Genomic DNA, 16154 nt, shown 5'->3' on the forward strand with positions numbered 1-16154 from the left:
TGTACGTCGATGAGCAAGGCGCTTCCGCTTTTCTTATGCACGTGGATGAAACTTTGTATACACGTCTTTTAATCTTGTTTTTGTTACGTGAGTATAAATTTGGGTTGTTGAAATATCGGCATGTCCAAGCATTTCTTGTACCGCTCTCAAGTCTGCCCCATTTTCAAGTAGATGGGTTGCAAATGAATGCCTTAGGGTATGGGGAGTGAGTTCTTTTTCAATTTTCGCTTCAGAGGCAAGCTTTTTAATAATCTTCCAAAATCCCTGTCTCGTTAGCCGATTTCCATGATGATTAAGGAACAAAGCCTCAGTTCGATTTTTAGGGTTTTTCAGTTTTGAACGTGACTCAAATATATATTGTTCGATAATTTCTTGTGCTATTTTTCCAATTGGAATAATTCTTTCCTTATTCCCTTTCCCTATACAACGTACAAACCCCATTGTCAGATGTACATTTTCCATATCAAGATTAATAAGTTCACTAACACGAATTCCTGTAGCGTATAATAGCTCAATCATCGCCTTGTCTCTTAAACCAAAAGGCGAGGATGAATCAGGTGTTTCTAATAATGATTCAACTTCCCTAAAACTTAAGACCTTCGGCAATGTTCTTTCCATCTGCGGAGTTTCAATGTGAACAGAAGGGTCTTGTTCTACAGCCTTTTCCCTTAGTAAAAATTGATGGAATGCTCTTATGGAAGCAATATGCCTAGCAAGTGTCTTAGCTGATTTCCCTTCACCCTTTAAAAATGACAAAAACTGAACGATATGGATTCGTGATACATCGTTCAGTGATTTCAATTGTTCAACTTGTTGTACATATTTTAGATAGCGTTTTAGATCACGTTCATACGAAATAATCGTGTTTTCTGCCAATCCTTTTTCTACAATCATAAAATGAATAAAATCCTGTAGCCGATCTTGCATTGTCATTACTCTCCATTCTGATAAAAAAGCAGAAGGCGTGAAAACCAGCCATGATCCTCATCTCCAAACGGCTGAAAAGCCTTTACCGCTGTTCCTTCCGGCTCATCGTAACGCCGATAATTTTCATATTCTTGATTTATCCACATAATACCATAATAAAAGAGGATCGTGCACCCAGCAAATAATAAAAACAATCTTAAGGTTCCGATGAAGACTTTGAGCATATTTTTCATAAAACCATTCCTTTGCTGACATACTTTTGTCTAGCTACAGCGCCTATCGACTAGCAAACTTCTTGTCCTCTTCCCTACGATAAGGAAGCCAGACTCGTTCCTCGTCGTGTTTCCTTTATCTCAGTCAGAGGCCAAATAAGGAACGTCGACTAAAACCGCCACGTCCTGTGGCGACGTCGACGGACCCACATCCTGTGGGCCTGTACGTCGATGAACAAGGCGCCTGCGCTTTTCTTTTTTAAAAGCATATGCCCAGCTTGTCTTTATTTATTCATGGATTCGAAAAAAAAGTAAAAGCCTCTTCCCTAGGAACGGGAAAAGGCTTCGTTATTTTTCTTCTTTATTTTTACTTTCATTTTCTTCGTCAGTCTTTTTATGGCAACGCCAGCATATCCCATGGAAGGTGAGCCTGTGATCCTTTATTTTAAAATTCCATTCACGCTCTACAATTTTCTCCACATCACCTAAAAGGTCATCTTGTATTTCATCAACTGCTCCACATTCAATGCAAACTAAGTGATGATGAAAATGTGCTGCCCCTTCTTTTCGCAGGTCATAGCGGGAAACACCGTCGCCAAAATTGATTTTATCCACTACTTTTAATTCTGTTAAAAGTTCCAATGTTCGATAAACAGTAGCAAGCCCAATTTCTGGCGCTTTCTCTTTAACTAGCAGGTAAACATCTTCTGCACTTAAATGATCTTCTTCATGTTCAAGCAACACCCGAACCGTGGCTTCACGCTGGGGAGTAAGCTTATAGCTTGCAGAATGTAGCTGTTTCTTTATGCGATCAATACGACTTTCCATACTATGTATCCTCCCTCGCCACTATCCACTTTATTATAGCAGAAGGGAAGTCATAATCAAACTAAAATGACTATAAATAACGAAGCAACTTAAAGTTTAATAAATATTAATTTGTTATGGAAACGATGATTGACTTCATCAACATCGGTGAAACATATGCCTCTAAGCCTGCAGCTATTGTAATGATGGCAATTGCACCAATATAGGATAAAAAGTACCTTGAAAAGACAGGCAAGAGATGAAAAGGAAGGGATTGTCTAATAAAAATTTTCTTTATTAATTTCGTTGAAAGTGCAATTGAACAAACAGAAATAAAGATAAAAATAGGGATGATTAATAAATTTTGCGGGAGCAGGGAAACAAATGCCAGCAATAAGCCGTTCCAACCCATTTGATTCACAAGAAACCCGACAGAAAATCCTACAACAATCCCTTTTATAAATAATAAAATAAAAATTAGCGGAAAACCAATGATAGAAATTCCTAAAATCCATATGAGACCGGCAAATTTCACATTATGCCAGAAGCTTAATTTTAATAGCTCTTCCGGAGGAACCATCTTCCCCTCTCCTACTTGTCCAAAAAACTGGTTTAAATAATAAAAGAGATCTTCTTTTTGGTGAGGAGATAAACTATTGACAAAAATGGAACCAAATATGACTCCCATTAAAAATAGGACCATGATGAAAGTGTAGATGGAAGAATGTTCTTGAAAATGACGACTGATAATATTAGTAGAAAGTCTATTGCGCATATTTTGCTCCTCCTGTCCCGCGATTGGTACATTATATGATGGACGAGCAGGTAGTATGTCTACATCTACATTACAAAAAACTAATCATTTTTTTGAATCCTTCCATATTTACCGCCCCCGCCTGCAGCAACTTGCAATTTCCCCATTCGGGCTTGAACGATCATGTCAGCAAGCTCTTTCTTCACAACACTTTTAAGCTCTGATTCTTTAACACGGTGTAAAATATTCATCTCAGTCCCAAAATGATTCAATAGGTTATCCATAGCTTTTGGTCCAAGACCGGGAATAAATTCTAAAGGCACTTGATGAATATATGGCGGCCTTTTCGGTTTATATTCCGCATTCGCCAATTGAGTGAGCCGTTCAAATACTCCCATTGTAAATTTTGTCGAGCCACAATTTGGACAAACTGCCCCTTGCTTTTGTGTAAAACAATTTGCACAAGTCGTTCGGTAATATTTTCCCAATAAAGGATTTAAGCCATAATTTGCTTTAATTGTGTTTCCGTCAATATTTTTAAAAGATTGTTCAAGTGCCTTAAATGTAGGTTCTTTCAGTTCAAGCATTTGATATTCCCTCGCTATTTTTGCTAGGGAGTGGGCATCGGAATTTGTCAAAAAGCAGTAGTTGTGTAATTCAGAAAGCTGATCGGCCATGTTCGTATCAGAACTTAGACCTAATTCTATAGCATCAATAAAGTCTGGATTTAAAACTTCCGTTAATGATTTTTCGACACCTTTCCCATATAGACTTTTAAAAGGAGTAAATACATGGGCAGGTATAAATAACCCGTTAAGAGATTTGACTTTTTCTTGTACTACTCTTGCTTCTTCATAAATTCTTTGCGTGCTTAACTGAATATTTGTCACTCTTTCAGAGAGCCAATTTGAAAATTCCTTAAGCGCTTGCATAGTTGGAAAGTATGCGAGAACATGAATTGGACCTTTACAATAACGATCATTAATTTCTATTTCAGATCCTGGAATAAGAACTACACCATTTTCATATTCGAAGCCCCCATCTTCAAGTTCAATGAGTTTCCCCGCTTCTAATAAATTTTCGATTTCAAGAATGACTTCTGGTGAATGGCAATCAATCACACCAACGATGTCTAAACCTTTTGGATATTTCGCGGCCTTCAATATATTAGATAGAGTAAGATTTTTACTTGCTGTTATTTTTACAGGTTTACCTGTTAAAGTCCTTCCAATATGAATATGCAAGTCTGAAAAAAATTCATTCATCATGTCATCGCCATTCTAAGTTGTAAATAAAGGACCGCGTATGCTGTTTTCGCATCATAAATTTTCTTTTCACCGACGAATTGAATCGCCTCATCTAGCGTAATTTCATAAAGCTCTACGAACTCATCTTCATCGCCAATTTTTGGATTATCTATTTTTTTTAATTCAGTTGCAATATAAAGATGAATTAACTCATCTGCGAATCCTGGAGAAGTGTAGAATGATGTTAAATGCTCCATCTTCCCAGCTGCATAGCCCGTTTCTTCTTCAAGCTCACGCTCAGCTGTCACTAGAGGCTCTTCCCCATATTCAAGCTTCCCTGCAGGTATTTCAAGTAATGATCGTTCCAATGGTTTTCGATACTGCTCGACCATAATAATTTTATTTTCATCATTTAAGGCAATTATTGCTACTGCTCCCGGATGCTTCACGATTTCCCGTTTTGCCATTTTTCCATCAGGAAGCTCTACGTCATCTACTTGTAGACGAATAATTTTTCCATTAAATATTTCATTGCTATGTATCGTTTTTTCTTCAAATTTTTTCATGATTTGTCGCTCCTTCTCTTTCACTTTTCCAATCATAACATAAAGCAACCAGAACATTAATTTTGTTATACTGGGCGACTTTCCAGTAAAATGGAGAAAAGAATGGAAGGTGATTAGGATATGGAAAAAAGACAGCTAGGAAATTCTGATTTACGAGTTTCCAAAATTGGACTGGGCTGTATGTCAATTGGAACTGAATTAAATACAGCACAAAAAATAATTGAAACGGCATTAGATGCGGGAATTAATTATTTTGATACGGCCGACTTATATGATCGAGGAATGAATGAGGAAATTGTAGGAAAGACACTATCTAGTAAGAGAGAAGATATAATCATCGCTACAAAGGTTGGAAACCGTTGGAATGAACAGAAGGATGGTTGGAGTTGGGATCCTTCAAAGGCGTATATAAAAGAAGCAGTGAAAGATAGCCTTCGCAGACTAAAAACGGAATATATTGATTTATATCAGCTGCATGGCGGGACAATAGACGACCCTATCGATGAAACAATTGAGGCATTTGAGGAATTAAAGGAAGAAGGATTCATCCGTTATTACGGCATTTCTTCTATTCGACCTAATGTCATCCGCAAATATGTTAAAGATTCATCGATTATAAGTAATATGATGCAATATAGTTTACTGGACAGGCGTCCAGAAGAAGTCATGCCACTCTTAGAAGAAAATAATATAAGTGTCCTGACAAGGGGCTCAGTTGCAAGAGGTATTTTAAGTGATAAAATACTTGAAGCGATTGATGCAGATGACTTTAAAATTAAAGCATATCTTAATTATTCTCCAGAAGAAATTAAGGAATTAATAGGAAGTATAAAAGCGAAACTTTTACCTCAATCGCGTTCTCTAAATGAGGTTGCCCTTCAATTTAACTTAGCTCATAAATCCGTTGCCTCGGTTGTTACGGGGGTCAGTACAGTTGAACAATTGCTTGATAATGTAAGGGCAGTTAATTCATCGCCTCTTTCTAAAGAAGAAATCGTATATTTAGAAATGATAGCAAAAAAGAGCAATTATACAGAACATATATAATTTTTAAAATTTTCGTTCACCATTTTCCTACTGATTTCAACAATTTTATTTACTATTCTTGGTTGATGCAAATGATGTTAGTTCTCTTTTCCAACTAGTTTTTTATTCTACGACAAAAAACTACTCCTAAATGACTAATTTTTAAAGTGTCTGTATTGTTTCGACTTCGACATTTTTTTTGCGACTGTGACTTTAGTAACGTCTATAATGATTCTTAAATACAAGTGAAATAATAATAGATAAAGGCAAGTCTGATCGAAAGACAGATACGCAAAGCCACAGGCCTAAGGTTTCTTTCATCCACTATGGCAGCTGGGCTACCTAAATACTCTATGTATTTTAGGAGGTCACTATGCGGAAAACAGTTATGGTAAAATCGGAGCAACTCGATGAGGAATGGGTGGAGTTAATATTAGCTGCACTAAATGCTGGAATTAGTCCAGAAAACATTAAAGAGTTTTTTAACATTCATAAGGGAAATAAGCATTAGTTATATAACACATCTTCGGAACTATTTTTTAATAAGGCAAAAAAAATTCATTCAAGATTGTTCTAAATATGAAACAAACCTTCGTTATATGGTATAATCTGCTGTAAGGAAGGTGAAGATTTACATGATTGGCGAACGTTTGCGTGATTATCGAAAACAAAAAAAAATGTCATTATCGGAATTGGCGGAAAAAGCTGGAGTTGCAAAATCTTATTTAAGTTCAATTGAGCGAAATATCCAATCGAACCCTTCAATCCATTTTTTAGAAAAAGTATCAGAAGTATTAGGAATTTCAGTTAATGCACTGCTTCATGATGAACAAGATGAAACCCTCGGTTTAGATTCGGATTGGGAGGATCTTGTCAGGGAAGCTATGACCTCAGGAGTATCTAAAGAAGAATTTCGTGAATTTCTAGAATTCAATAAATGGAAAATGGGAAATAAATAAACTAACTTGAACGAACGAGAGAATAATGGCTTGATTTTATGGGAGAAATCAAGCCATTTATTATTTAAGGCTATTTCTTAAAGTTGCTGTTTTTATAAAAGCCCAAGAGCCTGCTTTTACGCCTAGTAAGGAAGTTTAGCGTTTCTTATAAAGCTAGTAGCTCTTTTCCCATTTTAATATCAGTTCCAAGGATAAATTCTTTTTCTTGTTATTTAGATTTACATTAATAGCAACAATGTTTGGGAAAAGAGCCTTATTTAATAGGCTTCTAAAATAATATTTTCGCTCACTATTAAATCCGGTTCTGTTGAAGAAATAATGCCTTCTATACTGTAGCCCTTTGCTACTTCCTTCAATTCAAGACCCGCATCCGTAATATCTATTACAGCCCGATCTGTAATAATTCGATTCACCACTTGTTTGCCTGTCAGCGGGAGACTGCAAGCATTTAATATTTTGGGTTTTCCGTCCTTGTTCACATGTTCCATCATGACGATTATTTTTTTAGCACCGTGAACGAGATCCATCGCTCCCCCCATTCCCTTGATCATTTTTCCGGGAATCATCCAATTAGCTAGATCCCCATCTTTTGATACTTCCATCCCCCCTAATATAGCAAGATCAATATGTCCCCCCCGAATCATTGCAAACGATTCTGCGCTATCAAAATAGGCTGCGCCTTGTATTGCAGTGACCGTTTCCTTTCCGGCATTTATTAAATCTGGATCCAGATCCACTTCTTCGGGATAAGGGCCAATGCCAAGCAACCCATTTTCAGATTGAAGGACAACTTGTTTTTTGGGTGATATATGATTGGCCACTAATGTCGGCATGCCAATTCCTAAATTTACATAAAACCCATTTTTAATTTCCTTTTCAACCCGTTCTGCCATTCTCTTTCGAATATTCGACCGATCCACATTCAATCTTCTCTCACCCTTTCATTGTTTTTCTTTCAATCCTTTTTTCCTGGTCGCCTTGAATAATCCTTTGCACATAAACATTTGGCGTATGAATCATGTTAGGGTCAATTTCCCCTGTCTCACATAGCATCTCAACTTCTGCAATGGTTACTTTTCCGGCCGTTGCAATAATGGGGTTAAAATTACGTGCTGTCTTACGATATACAAGGTTCCCCATTGCATCCCCTTTCCAAGCTCTAACAATACTAAAATCGGCAACAAGCGCCTCCTCAAGCGCATATGTTTTTCCATTGAATTCTCGGATTTCCTTATTTTCTGTGATCATTGTTCCAACACCTGCAGGGGTGTAGAAGGCCGGAATCCCAGCACCACCTGCTCGGATTTTCTCGGCTAAAGTCCCTTGAGGAATTAGCTCTACCTCAATTTCACCTGAAAGAACTTGTCTTTCAAACTCTTTATTTTCACCGACATATGACCCAATCATTTTTTTTATCTGTTTATTTTTTAGCAATAAACCGAGTCCCCAGTCATCAACTCCACAATTGTTTGAAATGATTGTCAATTCTTTAACGTTCTTGTCTTTCAGTGCCAAAATTAAATTTTCAGGAATTCCGCAAAGACCAAATCCGCCTACCATGAGTGTAGAGCCATCTTCAATATCACCAATGGCTTCACGAAAGGACGTATAAGTTTTTTTCAATTTCTTCGGTCCTCCTTTTTATCTTTCAAAAGATTGGTTTATTCTCTATAATAGATATGAATGAAACCTTTATTTAACCATCAACGTATTAATTTATATAGAAAAGAAGGAATAAGGAGTAGATGCAGCATGAAACCAGTTTTTTCATTTTTTCTCGGTATGTTTGCCGCTGCGGAAACCATTTTGCTGTGGGTGATTTTGTCTAATGGTTTTAACATAGAATTTATAACTTCCACTGTCTCCGCATTTCTCGTAGGAGGTCTTACCTTTTTTGGAATAAAACTATATTCTGATCGCAAATTTTTGAAAAAAAATAAATTGACGAGAAAAGAATATGTGTATATACAAAAAAACTTGGCTGAAGCGAAGAGAAAAATCAGCAGATTACAAAAAGCTTTTTTTTCTGTAAGGACGATGGGTGCTTTTAAACAGCTATATGAACTAAGCAAATTATCAAAACGGATGTACGCAATTATTAATAAAGATCCAAGACGTTTTTATCAGTCTGAGCGTTTCTTCTTCTATCATCTTGATTCCGTAGTCGAGCTTTCTGAAAGGTATGCAATGCTTGCCGCCCAGCCTGTTAAAAATGAAAAAATGTATATTTCGCTTAAAGAAACGCAAAGCACGTTGGAGGATTTAAGTGAATCTATCAAAAAAGATATATATCATGTACTTTCATCAGATATTGATGATTTAAAATTTGAACTGGATGTTGCAAAACATTCTTTAAAAAAACTAGAATATAACCCTCTCGACGATGAAAGGAGAACGAAACAGTGAGTGAACAAAATAAAGAAACTGAAACAGTATTAAAAACCGACTTTTCAAGTCTTGATGATCTACTAGCCAATCCATTTGGTGAGCAGGAGATTGTTCCGATAAAACAGGAACAGCTGCAGCAGGAGGTTAAACCTGTTAGATTAGTGGACAGCTTACCTGAAGAAAACAGGAAACGTGCACTGGAACTTGCAAAACAGATTGATCCCGCTAACCATCAAGCGGTGATCGCTTACGGAACTCATGCACAATCGCAATTGTTGAATTTTTCAAGCTCGATGCTCGATCACGTGCAAAGTAAAGACATTGGTCCAATTGGTGATATTTTAAATGATTTAATGAGTAAACTACGGGATGTGAACCCAGACGAACTCTCACCTGAAAAAAAGAACTTTTTCTCAAAAATGTTCGGAAAGATTTCTAATTCAATACAAGAGGTAATGTCTAAATACCAAAAAACTGGAGCGCAAATTGACCGGATTACTGTGAAATTGACTCAATCGAAGCAAACATTGATAGATGATTTAAAGATGCTTGAACAATTATATGAGAAAAACAAGGAATACTTTCATGCTTTGAACATTTATATTGCTGCTGGGGAATTAAAAATTGAAGAATTGACTACTAGGACAATACCTGAACTTAAGCGAAAAGCTGAAGCTTCCGGCGATCAAATGACATATCAGGAAGTGAATGATATGGTTCAATTTGCAGATCGTCTTGAAAAACGACTTTACGATCTAAAATTAAGCAGACAAATTACAATTCAAAGTGCTCCGCAAATTAGAATGATTCAAAATACGAATCAGGCGCTTGCAGAGAAAATTCAAACATCGATCATGACAGCCATTCCGCTTTGGAAAAACCAAATTGCGATTGCTTTAACGCTTATTCGTCAACGCCAGGCTGTAGAAGCGCAGAAGCAAGTTTCGAAAACAACGAATGATCTACTGTTAAAAAATGCTGAAATGCTAAAAACAAATACAATTGAAACAGCAAGGGAAAATGAACGCGGACTTGTCGATATTGAAACATTAAAAAAGACACAATCGAATTTGATCACGACTCTCGAAGAAACAATCAAAATTCAACAAGAAGGCCGCGCAAAACGTTCCCAAGCGGAGCAAGAACTTGTTTCAATGGAGAACGAGCTGAAGCAAAAACTACTAAGACTCACATAAATTTTTTAAAACCGGACATATATGGCGTCCGGTTTTTCATATTTTATGGTAATGACGTTTAATCTTATAGACTCTCAGAATTTCGATTCGTAATCATTGTTGCTTACCAAGATAGTGCTAGGTTGATTTCCGCTACAGTTGCTCGCTTTCCGCGGGGCGGGCGGTGAGACCCCGCAAGGCGCGAAGCGACTGAGGAGGCGGTGATAGGCGGATGCGAAGTATGTAGATTATTTTCTCGTTTAATGTAGAATGGTCAATTTTACTAATAAAAAGTGAAATAAAAAAAAGCACAAGAAAACCTTGTACTATCTATTCGGTGAATGCCGAGAGACTATTCTTCTGTAAGGAGGAGTTGGGGTGTCTTTACCGGAAAAAGTGACTATTATTGAAGTAGGTCCACGCGATGGGTTGCAAAATGAGGACAATTTTATTGATACTGAGACTAAAAAAGAATTTATTAAGAAATTGGAGCTTGCAGGAATTCAGGAAATGGAAATCACCTCCTTCGTTTCACCAAAATGGGTACCGCAAATGAAGGATGCGGTTTCGATTGTGAACGCTCGTCCTAGGGAGGTCCGTGCCATTGCATTAGTTCCGAATCGAAAAGGAATTGAAAAACTGTTGGAAACCGACTGTAAAGATATCGCGGTTTTCGTTGGGGTGAGTGATAGCTTTAATCGAAAAAACATTAATAAATCAACACGGGAAAGTATGGCGGAATTGAAACCGATCATTGCTGAATTGAAGGCCGATGGTTTTTTTATACGCGCCTGCATTTCTACAGCTTTTTACTGCCCGTATGAAGGGAAAGTTTCTACTCTGGACACATTGAAGCTTTGTCATGAATTTGCTAAAGCTGGTGTTGATGAGTTAAGTGCGGCTGATACGATTGGAATGGCAACACCCATTGAATCTTTTTTGCTTTTTTCCAAACTAAAGAAAGAGTTGCCTACCATTCAACTTACGGCTCATTTTCATGATACACGGAAAATGGCGCTCGCTAATATTTTTGCTGCCCTTCAAGCAGGAATTGATCGTTTTGATACATCGGCAGGTGGGATTGGCGGTTGCCCTTTCGCACCAGGCGCGAGCGGCAATGTGGCGACCGAAGATGTTGTGTATATGCTTGGACGGATGGGAATTGAAACCGGGGTTGACCTTGATAGACTTGTTGATGCGATTGATGTAATCACCCCTCACTTATCGCGGAAAATTGATTCGGGCTTTTATCGATTTAGTAAGGGGGGACACCAACCCTAATCACCACTTAGCCCGATACTATGCTGCAGCTCATTCGCCCGTTTAATATTTGCCCGGGGCTTGATAAGCGAAATGATTGGGATTCTTGCGAGTAATCAATTTTCATTTCTTCATCGAAAAAAATGGTTTTTGACTTTTCCATATAAACGTCCAATTTATCAGTCTCGATTAATATATCATTTTTATCCAGATCTTGTTTACTAATTAATTGCAGTGTAGGGACACCACTGACAGCGCAGCCGCAGCCGTCCGTCTCATATTTTAACTTTAAGATTAAATCTTTCTCGTCCATTTTTCGCTCGATTTGACGAGCAGCCTCTTCTGAAATTGAAATTTTCATCGGACTTTCCCTCCCTTTCACTCATTTTAACATATACATCCCGAAGGTTGCATTTCCTCTCCATTCCTTCTACTATTAATAGGAATAGTCTTTTACAAGGGGGAAACGAATTTGGAAAAAGTACAAATTAAAGTTATGGATAATGGGTCTTATCGAGTATCAGGAGACGTTGAATTAATTGACGTTGACGGTAATGTATTTGAAACGAAAAAAGTATTTTCTTTATGTCGCTGTGGTCTTTCCAGTCGCAAACCGTTTTGCGATGGTACGCATAAAGGAACTTTTGAATCTTGTGTCCGCGCGGAAAAAGTATTAAATGACTAAATAAGATTGCAACCCGCGGTCAACGCGGGTCTTTTTTATTCTATTATGGTCATATGCTCAATCCGCCCAACCGAAATCCTTATAACACGGTCATTCTCATCGACTATACGAAATTCTTTATTTATCGCATCAAAATAATGAATCTGTCCTATTACCTCTTTATGATGATGATCGATAAAATGTCTGACCACGACTTTTTTTCCAAATTCCATTGCCACGCTTGCCACTTCATCAAGCATTTCCAATTTCTGTTCATCCAATTGCTTTTCTTCTTCATACGTATCTTCCTCTGCCCACCCCCGAAGCATTGTAACATGCTCTGGAAGCATAAGCGAATTCCATTTTATACGCCCACGATCCCGAATCATACGTATACATCCCCTTTTGCATGTATATTTTAAGCTTTATGTCCCCCTACGAGAGCCGCTCTCTTCCTTGCCGTTCCCGCTTTCGTATAAGAAATTGCCCGCAATAAGGAAACTCCTCCATGGCGTCTGCGGATTTGATCGACCGTGTAGCCAAGTTGCTTTTCACTTACTTTTCTCGGTTCAAATAAATTCAGCTGAACATACCCATCATCTGTCACATTGGATAGAGCAATGGAAATTTGTCGTACTGTCTTTCCTGTATAATGGGTTTCGAATAGCCGTAAACAGACGCGGTATAGATCCATCGTCGTGTTTGTCGGTTCTTCCACCGAAAACGACCGCAAAAATCCACCGCCAAATTCTTTATCGCTATAGCCAATACCGAGGCTAATGGTCCTCCCCGCCTTTTTACGATCCCTTGCCCTTCGCGCCACCTCTTCACACATTTCAAGAATGACACAAACAATCTCCTCTTTCTCCTTATAGTCACGCAGTAATATTTGACTTTTCCCAAAGCTAATTTGCCCTTCTATGATTGGGGCCCCTAGCTCTGATAAATCTACTCCCCATGCATGATAATAAAGCTGATTCCCCATCACCCCGAATTTTTTCTCAAGCAAGTGCAAATCCGAATGAGCAAGCTGCCCCACATTAAAAATCCCCATACCATTTAGCGTCTTTTCTACCCTTCTTCCGATTCCCCACATCTCTCTAAGTGGAGCGACCGGCCATAGCTTTTTCGGAACATCTTCGTATGTCCATTCCGCAATGCCGACTTTTTTTGCTTCAAGATCAAGGCAAAGCTTGGAAAGAAGCATATTAGGTCCAATGCCGATCGAGCATGTTAGCTGGAACTCTCGGAACAGCTCATCTTTAATTTTCTCGGCAACTAAACGAGCATCTCCCCATAGATCACTCGTTCCATCGATTTTGATAAAGCTCTCGTCCACGCTATATACATGAATCGCTTCTTTCGGAACATAGCGATTAAAAAGACGTGTAATTTCAGTGGCAACCCGTAAATAAGTGCTCATCTTTGCCTCTTCAAGCTTAATTCTGTCATCATTCGGAATTTCAAAAAGCCTAGAGCCCGTTTTAATTCCGAAATCTTTTTTCAAACGTGGGGATGCTGCGAGTACGACGCTTCCTGGTTGGTTCAAATTCCCGACAACCGCAAGATGGCATTCCAATGGATCGTACCCAAGCATCACCGCCGAACAGCTAGCATAAAAGCTCTTCATATCAATACATAATATTTTGTCATGTGGAAGTTCGCTGTAATCAACACCCATATTTATGCCTCCAACCATAACGAACATTTGTTCTATTATATGCAATATATTAGCTGAAAGGACCTATTTTTTCAAATAGTACTTTTTTCCAAGAGACTATTTTCTTAAAGTTGTTGTTTGTAAAAGAGACTTCCAAAATAAAACCTCAATATGTATCTCCATTTACAGAGATGCATATTGAGGTTATTTTTTTAAAAAAGCTTTTCTGCCTAGTAACTCTACAAGTTTTGGTGCCAATGTATGTAAAGTCGCCGTCCAATTCATCCAGCGCGGCATATTGATTTCTCGGTGATTTTTAAGCATGATGTTGACAATGTTACGGGCGACCTTTTCAGGATCCAGTATAAATTGGCCAAGATTTTTAAGATAGGATCCTCCTGGATCAGCTTTTTGAAAAAAATCTGTACGGATTGGCCCGGGATTAACAGCTGTTACAAATACTTCAAACTGCGACAATTCCATTCGCAAGCTATTCGAAAAACCAAGTACAGCGTGTTTGCTAGCAGCATATACGCTTGATTTTGGGGTTGCAAGTTTACCAGCTTGTGAGGCTATGTTAATGATATGACCGTATCTCCTTTTACACATATACGGAATGACTTCTTTTGTACAAGCGATTAAGCCAATCACATTAACAGCAAACATTCCTTCTAAATCTGGAAGATTGATGTCAACAGCATTAGAAAAAACGCCGTAACCCGCATTATTCACTAAAACATCAATTTCCCCTTCCGTTTCATATATCTGTTTAAACACATGGGAAATCTCTTCTGTATTGGAAACATCGAGTGCTAATCCTGTGCATTTTACACCATACTCATCATGAATCCGGTTAGACATTTGATTCAGCTTTTCGATATTGCGTGCAAGTAAAATTAAGTTAGCACCATTTTGAGCACATATATAAGCAATTTGCTCACCGAGTCCCCCTGAAGCTCCCGTTATTGCAACAGTTTTTCCTTTAAGGCGTTCATTTTTCATCATGCCACTTCCTTAATAGCAAAAAAGAATGCAACCCCATCATCGTCTATTTGTTTGTCAATTAGGCCAAGTGATAGTAAATAATCAAGCTGGGCAGTCGATTCAGATAAAGTTAATCCGAGTTCCTTTTGATATACAGCAGGAAAAAGCTCTTTCGTAATCGAAAATGTCGTGAGTCTCTCTGCTTTAAGCATTTCCAGTACTTGTAATGCGCGTTCGTGCTGGCGATGTAAGCGACGTTTAACAAGTTCATGAACTCTCTGAATATCTGCTCCGTGCCCGGTATAGGCAATCCGAATGTCTATATCTAATAGCTTCCCGAGCGATTCATTATATTGCAGCTGTGGTTTTGGCCGCTCGGAAGCCGGTTCTAATGCAGGTTCAAGAAAAGGATTAGACGATATCGTAGCAAGTAAATGGTCTCCAGAGAGCAAGACCCCATCATTTTCCAGATAAAATGACAAGTGGCTTTGGGCATGACCAGGAGTCTCAAGAATTGACCATTTTTCTAGTCCCGGGATTTTATCTCCTTCGGCAATTTCTTGCGCAAGCGGAGCACCACTAGAATATTTAAGAGGAGATTTTAAAATATGCAACATTTTTTCAAAATCTCCTCTCAATCCGAATTCCTTAAATATTCGTCTATAAAAATCATCATGCGCAGCGAAAAATGCTTGATCTTCTTCAATCCACGGACGTACATATTTATGTCCGTATATAGGCACTTCAGGGAGCCATTCTAAAAATCCTACATGATCAGGATGATGATGGGTGAGGACAACTTGATTGATATCTTCAGGCGTCAATCCATACTGAGCGAGTTGGAAAGTAAATGCCTCCCAGGCTGCTTCCGTCTTCACTCCTGCATCGATAAGAGTAACCGCATCCCCTTTCAACACATAAACATTCACATCACCTACAGCAAATGGGGTAGGCAATACAATTTTTATTATTTTTTCATTAGGAGTCATGTAAATCCCTCAACTTTATAAGATAAGTAATTACAGTGTATCGGTATATATTAGAAAAGCGCAAGCGCCTTGCCCATCGACGTACAAACTTCAAGGCCGCAGGCTGTGATAAAGGAAACACGGCGAGGTTGGAAAAGCGGAAGGCGCCTGTTTAGCCCCGACAAGCAAATGTTCTGAGGCAAAAAAAGTCTGGTTTTTGACTTTTATTGCCTCAGAACATTTGCTTGTCGGGGCTGGTGCCTGTAGCTGGACAAGACGAGCCGATGTTGACTTACGCAAAAGAGAAGGACAGGAAGTTTGCTAGTCGATAGGCGCCGGAGCTAGACAGCAAAAGCCTTGGTTCATAAATGCGATTTTCAAAAGGTTTATAACTTTCTTTATTTATGGAAAAAAAGTCATTACTCACTGATTATTCATAAAATATTCTTGACATTTGATCTTCCGATAATCATAATCAAATATAATATTTCGCGATGAACCGGGATTAGTAAAACCGAAATGATGCAAGAGATTGGAGTCCATAGGCTGGAAGGCTC

20 protein-coding genes and 1 riboswitch are annotated in these 16154 nt (G+C 38.3%); of the genes, 7 read left to right on the forward strand and 13 right to left on the reverse strand.

Annotation, left to right across the window (positions count from 1 at the left end; all coding sequences use genetic code 11):
- Positions 1 to 33 precede the first annotated feature (33 nt).
- The 6 genes from xerD to NQ185_RS01410 all read right to left on the reverse strand — a co-directional run bounded on the left by xerD (position 34) and on the right by NQ185_RS01410 (position 4513).
- Complete coding sequence (xerD, locus tag NQ185_RS01385) at positions 34 to 927, reverse strand: site-specific tyrosine recombinase XerD (protein WP_257579725.1); 894 nt, start codon at positions 925 to 927, stop codon at positions 34 to 36.
- A 5-nt stretch (positions 928 to 932) separates the two neighbouring features.
- A complete protein-coding gene (locus tag NQ185_RS01390; RefSeq protein ID WP_257579726.1) occupies positions 933 to 1160 on the reverse strand; it encodes a YqzK family protein in 228 nt (75 codons plus the stop codon).
- Between the two features lie 327 nt (positions 1161 to 1487).
- Positions 1488 to 1967, reverse strand: a complete 480-nt coding sequence (gene fur, locus NQ185_RS01395; RefSeq protein WP_257579727.1) for a ferric iron uptake transcriptional regulator — start codon at positions 1965 to 1967, stop codon at positions 1488 to 1490.
- Positions 1968 to 2073: 106 nt separating this feature from the next.
- Entirely contained in the window at positions 2074 to 2721 is a 648-nt protein-coding gene (gene spoIIM, locus NQ185_RS01400) for a stage II sporulation protein M (RefSeq protein ID WP_257579728.1), read from the reverse strand.
- Positions 2722 to 2801: 80 nt separating this feature from the next.
- A complete protein-coding gene (locus tag NQ185_RS01405; RefSeq protein ID WP_257579729.1) occupies positions 2802 to 3965 on the reverse strand; it encodes an endonuclease Q family protein in 1164 nt (387 codons plus the stop codon).
- Positions 3965 to 4513, reverse strand: coding sequence for an NUDIX hydrolase (locus NQ185_RS01410; protein WP_257579730.1), 549 nt, complete (start codon positions 4511 to 4513; stop codon positions 3965 to 3967). Before NQ185_RS01410 ends, NQ185_RS01405 begins: the two co-directional genes overlap by 1 nt.
- 120 nt (positions 4514 to 4633) lie before the next feature.
- Here NQ185_RS01410 and NQ185_RS01415 point away from each other — a divergent pair, with 120 nt between their 5' ends.
- The 3 genes from NQ185_RS01415 to NQ185_RS01425 all read left to right on the forward strand — a co-directional run bounded on the left by NQ185_RS01415 (position 4634) and on the right by NQ185_RS01425 (position 6498).
- Positions 4634 to 5560: an aldo/keto reductase gene (locus NQ185_RS01415; protein WP_257579731.1), complete on the forward strand. Its 927-nt coding sequence runs from the start codon at positions 4634 to 4636 to the stop codon at positions 5558 to 5560.
- Positions 5561 to 5794: 234 nt separating this feature from the next.
- Positions 5795 to 5885, forward strand: a riboswitch (cyclic di-GMP riboswitch).
- Between the two features lie 27 nt (positions 5886 to 5912).
- Positions 5913 to 6050: an anti-repressor SinI family protein gene (locus NQ185_RS01420; protein WP_257579732.1), complete on the forward strand. Its 138-nt coding sequence runs from the start codon at positions 5913 to 5915 to the stop codon at positions 6048 to 6050.
- 124 nt (positions 6051 to 6174) lie between these two features.
- Complete coding sequence (locus tag NQ185_RS01425) at positions 6175 to 6498, forward strand: helix-turn-helix domain-containing protein (RefSeq protein WP_257579733.1); 324 nt, start codon at positions 6175 to 6177, stop codon at positions 6496 to 6498.
- A gap of 257 nt (positions 6499 to 6755) precedes the next feature.
- Here the strand turns inward: NQ185_RS01425 and NQ185_RS01430 are convergent, their stop codons facing one another.
- Together NQ185_RS01430 and NQ185_RS01435 are read right to left on the reverse strand one after the other, a co-directional pair.
- A complete protein-coding gene (locus NQ185_RS01430) occupies positions 6756 to 7391 on the reverse strand; it encodes a 3-oxoacid CoA-transferase subunit B (protein WP_257580040.1) in 636 nt (211 codons plus the stop codon).
- A gap of 40 nt (positions 7392 to 7431) precedes the next feature.
- Positions 7432 to 8121, reverse strand: coding sequence for a CoA transferase subunit A (locus tag NQ185_RS01435; RefSeq protein ID WP_257579734.1), 690 nt, complete (start codon positions 8119 to 8121; stop codon positions 7432 to 7434).
- A 129-nt stretch (positions 8122 to 8250) separates the two neighbouring features.
- Here NQ185_RS01435 and NQ185_RS01440 point away from each other — a divergent pair, with 129 nt between their 5' ends.
- The 3 genes from NQ185_RS01440 to NQ185_RS01450 all read left to right on the forward strand — a co-directional run bounded on the left by NQ185_RS01440 (position 8251) and on the right by NQ185_RS01450 (position 11342).
- Complete coding sequence (locus NQ185_RS01440; protein WP_257579735.1) at positions 8251 to 8904, forward strand: 5-bromo-4-chloroindolyl phosphate hydrolysis family protein; 654 nt, start codon at positions 8251 to 8253, stop codon at positions 8902 to 8904.
- Positions 8901 to 10082: a toxic anion resistance protein gene (locus NQ185_RS01445; RefSeq protein ID WP_257579736.1), complete on the forward strand. Its 1182-nt coding sequence runs from the start codon at positions 8901 to 8903 to the stop codon at positions 10080 to 10082. The genes NQ185_RS01440 and NQ185_RS01445 overlap by 4 nt, the downstream gene beginning before the upstream one ends.
- Positions 10083 to 10439: 357 nt before the next feature.
- On the forward strand, positions 10440 to 11342 hold the full coding sequence (locus NQ185_RS01450; protein WP_257579737.1) for a hydroxymethylglutaryl-CoA lyase: 903 nt from the start codon (positions 10440 to 10442) through the stop codon (positions 11340 to 11342).
- A 7-nt stretch (positions 11343 to 11349) separates the two neighbouring features.
- On the opposite strand, the gene NQ185_RS01455 is transcribed toward NQ185_RS01450, so the two are convergent.
- Positions 11350 to 11682 (reverse strand): iron-sulfur cluster biosynthesis family protein, encoded by a 333-nt coding sequence (locus NQ185_RS01455; RefSeq protein ID WP_257579738.1) that lies wholly within the window; start codon positions 11680 to 11682, stop codon positions 11350 to 11352.
- Between the two features lie 111 nt (positions 11683 to 11793).
- Between NQ185_RS01455 and NQ185_RS01460 the strand changes: the two genes are divergently transcribed.
- On the forward strand, positions 11794 to 12006 hold the full coding sequence (locus NQ185_RS01460; protein WP_257579739.1) for a CDGSH iron-sulfur domain-containing protein: 213 nt from the start codon (positions 11794 to 11796) through the stop codon (positions 12004 to 12006).
- 35 nt (positions 12007 to 12041) lie between these two features.
- Here NQ185_RS01460 and NQ185_RS01465 read toward each other — a convergent pair whose 3' ends face one another.
- The 4 genes from NQ185_RS01465 to NQ185_RS01480 all read right to left on the reverse strand — a co-directional run bounded on the left by NQ185_RS01465 (position 12042) and on the right by NQ185_RS01480 (position 15618).
- A complete protein-coding gene (locus NQ185_RS01465; protein ID WP_257579740.1) occupies positions 12042 to 12374 on the reverse strand; it encodes a YolD-like family protein in 333 nt (110 codons plus the stop codon).
- Positions 12375 to 12403: 29 nt separating this feature from the next.
- The gene (locus NQ185_RS01470) at positions 12404 to 13666 is read right to left on the reverse strand and encodes a Y-family DNA polymerase (RefSeq protein WP_257579741.1); all 1263 of its coding nucleotides are present in this window, start codon (positions 13664 to 13666) and stop codon (positions 12404 to 12406) included.
- Between the two features lie 183 nt (positions 13667 to 13849).
- On the reverse strand, positions 13850 to 14647 hold the full coding sequence (locus NQ185_RS01475) for an SDR family NAD(P)-dependent oxidoreductase (protein WP_257579742.1): 798 nt from the start codon (positions 14645 to 14647) through the stop codon (positions 13850 to 13852).
- Positions 14647 to 15618: an MBL fold metallo-hydrolase gene (locus tag NQ185_RS01480; protein ID WP_257579743.1), complete on the reverse strand. Its 972-nt coding sequence runs from the start codon at positions 15616 to 15618 to the stop codon at positions 14647 to 14649. Before NQ185_RS01480 ends, NQ185_RS01475 begins: the two co-directional genes overlap by 1 nt.
- Positions 15619 to 16154: the final 536 nt, after the last annotated feature.

Origin of the sequence: Lederbergia panacisoli (assembly GCF_024626525.1) — a bacterium.
Taxonomy (GTDB): domain Bacteria; phylum Bacillota; class Bacilli; order Bacillales; family Bacillaceae_C; genus Lederbergia; species Lederbergia panacisoli.